Annotated in this window: 2 protein-coding genes; both read right to left on the reverse strand. The window is 58.4% G+C overall.

Annotated elements, in window-relative coordinates:
- Nucleotides 1-39 precede the first annotated feature (39 nt).
- The gene (locus ACZ9BC_RS22690; RefSeq protein ID WP_476247931.1) at nucleotides 40-990 is read right to left on the reverse strand and encodes an IS3 family transposase; all 951 of its coding nucleotides are present in this window, start codon (nucleotides 988-990) and stop codon (nucleotides 40-42) included.
- A complete protein-coding gene (locus ACZ9BC_RS22695; protein WP_476247930.1) occupies nucleotides 891-1217 on the reverse strand; it encodes a helix-turn-helix domain-containing protein in 327 nt (108 codons plus the stop codon). Before ACZ9BC_RS22695 ends, ACZ9BC_RS22690 begins: the two co-directional genes overlap by 100 nt.
- Nucleotides 1218-1439: the final 222 nt, after the last annotated feature.

Consider the following 1439-nt stretch of genomic DNA (forward strand, 5'->3'; position numbering starts at 1 on the left):
TGAACTGGTCCCCGAAAGTTGGACTGGCCAGATAAGAGCCTAAACCGCAAGGGCCTGAGCACGGTATTGCACCGGGCTCAGGCCCTTGAGCTTGGTTGAGATTCTGTTGGTGTTGTACCAGTGGATGTAGTCGTGCAGCGCTGCTTCCAGCGCGTGGGTGTTGAGGAATCGGACGTGGTGGAAGAGCTCTTCCTTGAGGTGCCCGAAAAAGTTTTCCATAACTGCATTGTCGTAGCAGTTGCCCCTGCGTGACATGGATTGGGCCGCGCCGGCGCCCTTGAGAAGAGTCCGCCACGAAGCGTGTTGGTACTGAAAGCCCTGGTCTGAATGAACGAGTGGCTGCTGCCCGGGTTCAAGGCAGGCGAGGGCCTTGCGGAGGGAGGTGTTAGTGAGTGCGAGGTTCGGCGAGATCCCGATGGTGTAGGAGATGATTTGCCGGTCGAAGAGATCCATGACCGGTGAGAGATAGAGCTTCCGGTCCCCGACGGCGAACTCGGTTACGTCTGTCACCCATTTCTGGTTTGGCGCATCGGCCTCGAACTCCCGCTTAAGTTCGTTCGGGGCTATCTTGCCTTGCTCGCCCTGGTAGGAGTTGTAGCGCTTCTTCCGCCGGACCTTGCAGACGAGGCGCAGAGCACGCATCAGCTGCAGTACGGTCTTCTTCGCGACCGTCCACCCATGCTTGCGCAGTTCAGTATGAATCCGCCGGTGGCCATACCGGGCATGGTTCTCCACGAAGATTTCCGTGACCGCGTCCTTTAATGCTGCTTTCGGGTCGGGGCTCTGGAGTCGGCTCTGATGATAGAAGTACGTGGACCGTGCCAGTCCGGCAACGTCCAGAAGTACATCCAGCCGGTGTTCGGCCTTGAGAGCGATGACGGCACGGGCCTTTAGCGCCGCTCCCCGTCCCTCAAGGCCTGCACTTTTCCCAAGAAGGCCACCTCTGCCCTCAGACGCTCGTTCTCGCGGCGCAGACGCTGCAGCTCTGATTCAGGCTTCGCAAGAGCAGCGAGGCTTGATTTGGGACGGCCTTTCGGTTTCGGCCGCAGGCCTTCCTCGCCCTCATTCCTGTATTGCTGAGCCCACTTCTCCAGCAGACGCGGAGATGACAAATCAAGTTCCTTCGCCAACGCAACCTTGTTCCCGCCTGAAAGGAAACGCCGCACGGCCTCAAGTTTGAAATCAAACGAAAACAACCGCTTGGTTGGCTTGGTCACCAGTGCCGTACCTCCACGAACCCGCCATCGCTCGTACAGCCTACGGACCGGACCTTTGTCCACTCCAAGTCGCGCTGCCGCCGCCTTAGCTCCCCAACCAGCATCAAATAAAGATACCGCCGCCTCGCGCTGCTCCTCTGATAACGAACTGTCCTCACGCATAAAACTGCTCCCCGAAAACCGGAACTGAATTTCTCAGTCCAACTTTCGGGGAGCAGTTCA

The sequence above is a fragment of the Pseudarthrobacter sp. TE3704 genome, assembly GCF_056279405.1.